This window comes from Streptomyces sp. NPDC000941 (assembly GCF_053599555.1).
The window spans coordinates 1-4,732 of sequence record NZ_JBSFMM010000410.1 but is presented as its reverse complement, the minus strand read 5'-3'; the positions used below and the strand labels follow the sequence as shown (position 1 = coordinate 4,732).

General features: G+C 71.3%; 1 protein-coding gene. It reads right to left on the bottom strand.

The features are described from left to right. Positions 1-4,732: SDR family NAD(P)-dependent oxidoreductase (locus ACWDSL_RS51925; RefSeq protein ID WP_450496585.1), on the bottom strand; the 4,732-nt coding region annotated here is incomplete at both ends.

Sequence of the window (4,732 nt, the reverse complement as noted above, 5' to 3'; positions counted from 1 at the left end):
CCTCCCAGGACACTTCCAGCAGCAGCCGCTGCTGCGGGTCCATCGCCAGCGCCTCGCGCGGCGAGATCCCGAAGAACCCGGGGTCGAACTCCCCCGCCTCGTGCAGGAACCCTCCCGCTCGTACATAGCTGGTGCCCCGGCGCGCACGGTTCGGGTCGTACAGCGACTCCAGGTCCCACCCGCGAGACGTCGGAAACTCCGAGATGCCGTCGCCCTCGGCGAGCACCAGATTCCACAGATCCTCCGGCGAGAGGACCCCGCCCGGGTAGCGGCAGGCCATGGACACGATGACCACGGGATCGTCGTCCGTACGGACCGCCCCGGCCACGGGGGCCGCGACGGCGCTGTCGGTTCCGACCAGTTCCGCCACCAGGAAGTCGGCCAGCACGGCCGGCGTCGGGTAGTCGAAGACGAGAGTGGACGGCAGGCGCAGCCCGGTGGCCGTGTTCAGCCGGTTGCGCAGCTCGACCGCGGTCAGCGAGTCGAAGCCCAGCTCGCGGAACTCCCGCCGGATCTCCACCGCGTCCGGCGACGCGTATCCCAGGACGGACGCGACCTCGGCGCGCACCAGGTCCACCAGGATCTGGACCCGGTCGGCGCCCCGCAGCCCCGCCAGGCGCCGGGTGAGCTCGGCGGCGGCGCCGGAGGCGGGCAGCGCCGCGGCCGCCGTACGCCGTGTCGGCCGGACGAGCCCACGCAGCAGGCCCGGTATCTCGCCGAGCGACCGGAGGGCCGTGAGGTCGAGCGGTACGGGGACGACCATCGCGTCGTGCAGCGCGGTGGCGGCGTCGAAGAGGGCCATGCCCTGCTCGGCGCTGATGGCCGGGAGTCCGGCGGTGCTCATCCGGTGCAGGTCGGCCTCGTTCAGACCGCCGGTCATCCCGCTGTCCTGGGCCCACGGCCCCCACACCAGCGACTGCCCGGCGCGCCCCTCTACCCGCCGACGCATCATCAGCGCATCCAGGAACGCATTGCCCGCCGAGTAATTCGCCTGCCCGGGTGCGCCCATTGATCCGGCCACCGACGAGAACACCACAAACGCCGCCAGATCCAGCTCGCGGGTGAGCTCATGCAGATGCCACGCCGCATCCACCTTCGGGCGCAGTACGGCGCTCAGCCGCTCCGGCGTCAGCGCCCCCACCACACCGTCGTCCAGCACACCCGCCGCATGCACCACGGCGGTGAGCGGATGCTCAGCCGGAATCGACGCCAGCACATCCGCCACCGCGTCCCGGCCCGCCACATCACACGCCACCACCGACACCTCGGCACCCAGCTCCGCCAACTCCGCCCGCAACTCCACCGCACCCGGAGCATCCAGCCCACGACGGCTCGTCAACAGCAGTCGGCGCACTCCGTGCCCGGTCACCACATGCCGCGCCAGCACACTGCCCAGACCACCCGTACCCCCGGTGATCAGCACGGTGCCCTCGGGGTCCCATTCACGCGGCATGGTCAGCACGATCTTGCCCGTGTGCTTGGCCTGACTCATGAACCGGAAGGCGTCCCGCGCCCGCCGCACATCCCATGCCGTAACCGGAAGCGGCCGCAGCGCACCCGCCTCGAACAGCTCCATCAGCTCGACCAGCATGCTCTGCAGACGATCGGGTCCCGCATCGAGCAGGTCGAACCAGAGGTACGTCGCGTCGGTGAAGCTGTCGGCGTCGCGGATGTCCAGCTTGCCCATCTCGACGAACCGGCCGCCCGGGCACAGGAGCCGCGCGGACGCGTCGATGAACTCACCCGCGAGCGAGTTCAACACCACATCCACGCCCCGCCCACCGGTCACTTCGAGGAACCGCTCCTCGAAGTCCGTCGTACGCGAGGAGGCGATGTGGTCATCCGGAATCCCCAGCGACCGCAACGCATCCCACTTGCCCTCACTCGCCGTCGCGAACACCTCAGCGCCCAGATGCCGGGCCAGCTGAATCGCCGCCATCCCCACACCACCGGCACCCGCATGCACCAGCACCGACTCACCCGACGACAACCCCGCCAAATCCACCAACCCGTAATACGCCGTCAGGTACGCGACCGGGACGGATGCGGCATCCTCGAACCGCCAGCCCTCCGGAATCCGGGTCACCGCCCGCTCAGCGGCCACCGCAAGAGGCCCGAAGGAGTTGTCGACCAGTCCGACCACTCGGTCGCCGACGCGCAGCCCGGTCACCTCGGGGCCGGTCTCCACGACCACACCGGACGCCTCGCTGCCGAGTGGCCCCACCTTGTCCTGGAAGGCGCCCAGTGCGTTGAGGCCGTTGAGAAGGTCCCGGAAGTTGAGGCCGGCGGCCCGTACGGCCACCCGGATCTGTCCGGGGGCCAGCGGTTCGGCAGCCGCCGGGAAGCTGAGCAGTTCGAGGTTGTCCAGACTGCCCTTCTGCCTGCTGTCCAGCCGCCACGGCGTTCCGCCGGCCGGAGGCAGCAGCGAGCCGCGCGAGGTCACGGAGGCGAGTCGGCCGACGCATACGCCGCCGTCGCGCACCACGACCTGCGGCTCGCCGGACGCCAGCGCTGTCCGCACCTCGTCCGGGGAAGCGGCGTCCACGAGCACAAACCGTCCGGGGTTCTCGCTCTGGGCGCTGGACACCAGCCCCCAGACCGCCGCGGCCACCATGTCAGGCGACTCGGTGGCGACGGCGTCGCGCAGGACGAAGACCAGCCGGGAGCCCTGGAGCCGTTCGTCGGCCAGCCAGTTCTGGATGAGCCGGAGCGCCCGCGCGGTCTCCTCGTGCACCGCTTCGGCCGCCGAGGAGAAGCCGGCCGGCTCCCAGGTGACCGTCGCCACCCCCGGCACGGTGACCAGCGACGCCGGGTCCGTGGCCTGGTCCGCTGTCAGTTCCACGATATCGAGTGCGCCGGACGCCGCCGTATCGATCTGGACAGGGACCCATTCCAGCCGGAACAGCGAATCCTGCTCACCGGCTCGGGCACCGGCCAGCTGTTCGGCCGACACCGGGCGCAGCACCAGCGAGTCCGCCGAGACCACCGGCGCGCCGTCGGTGTCCACGGCCGCCAGAGAAACCGACTCCGCGTCGCGTCGGGTCAGGCGTACGCGCAGCATGGAGGCGCCCGTGGCGTGCAGGGACACACCGCTCCAGGAGAAGGGCAGGCGTCCACCCTCGGCGACTTCGAGGTTCACGAACGACACGGCGTGCAGGGCCGCGTCCAGCAGGGCCGGATGCATCGCGAACGACTCGGCGTCGCCGCCGCCCGTCTGCTCGGGGAGTGCCACCTCGGCGAACACCTCGTCGCCGCGCTGCCACACCGCCCGCAGCCCCTGGAAGAGCGGTCCATACGCGAACCCGCCGTCGGCGAGCCGCGCGTAGAAGTCCTCCATATCGGCCACGACCGCGCCTTCGGGCGGCCATACGGCTCCGTCGAACCGCGCCGTACGCTCCCCCTGGGCGAGCACACCGGTGGCATGGTGCGTCCACGGCTGCTCGGCGGCTTCGGCGGCGCGCGAGTACACGTTCACGGTGCGGCGGCCGGTCTCGTCCGGCGCCCCCACCCACAGCTGGATGGCGACGGCGTCGTGCTCCCCCAGCACCAAGGGCGCGAGCAGGGTGAGCTCGTCGACCAGGTCGCAGCCCACCTGGTCGCCGGCGCGGATCGCCAACTCCAGGAAACCGGTCCCCGGGAACAGCACCACACCGCCCACGGCATGGTCGGCCAGCCACGGGTGCGACCGCAGCGACAGTCGGCCGGTGAACAGCACCCCGCCCGCATCGGCCAGCTCGACCGCGGCGCCGAGCAGCGGATGCCCGGCGGCCACCTGGCCCAGGCCGGTGACGTTGCCCAACCGCATGGAGGCGTTCGGCCAGTACAGCTCGTGCTGGAAGGCGTAGGTGGGCAGGTCGACGCGGTGCGCGCCGGTGTCCGTGAACACACTCGCCCAGTCGACGGCGCCGCCACGGACGAAGATCTCCGCCAGCGAGGTCAGGAAGCGGCCGAGTCCGCCCTCGTCCCGACGCAGCGTACCGGCGACCACAGCAGTCATATCGACGTCGTCGATGGTCTCCTGGACCCCGACGGTCAGTACGGGATGGGCGCTGATCTCGATGAACGCCCGGTGGCGCCGGGCCAGCAGCTCCCGTACGGCGGGCTCGAAGCCCACCGTATGCCGCAGATTGCGGTACCAGTAGTCCGCGCCCAGCTCACCGCCCTCAAGCCACTCACCGGTCACCGTGGACAGGAACGGCACCTCCGCGGTGCGCGGAGCGACCGGTGCGAGCTCAGCCAGCAGCTCCTCGTGGATCCCCTCGACATGAGCGGAGTGCGAGGCGTAGTCCACCGCGATCCGCCGGATACGTACCTCCTCGCCCGTCAGCTCCTCGACCAGCTCGTCCAGCGCCTCCCGGTCACCCGACACCACCACCGACCGAGGCCCATTGACCGCGGCGACCGACACCCGGCCGACCCAGCGCTCCAGCCGCGCCTCGACCTCGGCGACGGGCAGCGGCACCGACGCCATACCCCCAGCACCGGCAAGCCGACGCGCAATGGCCTGGCTGCGCAACGCCACCACCCGGGCGCCGTCCTCCAGCGACAGAGCACCGGCCACACACGCGGCGGCGATCTCACCCTGCGAGTGCCCCACCACCGCATCCGGCTCCACACCATACGAACGCCACATGGCGGCGAGCGACACCATCACCGCCCACGACACCGGCTGCACCACATCCACCCGCTCCAACGACGGCGCACCCTCAACCTGCCGCACCACATCCATCAA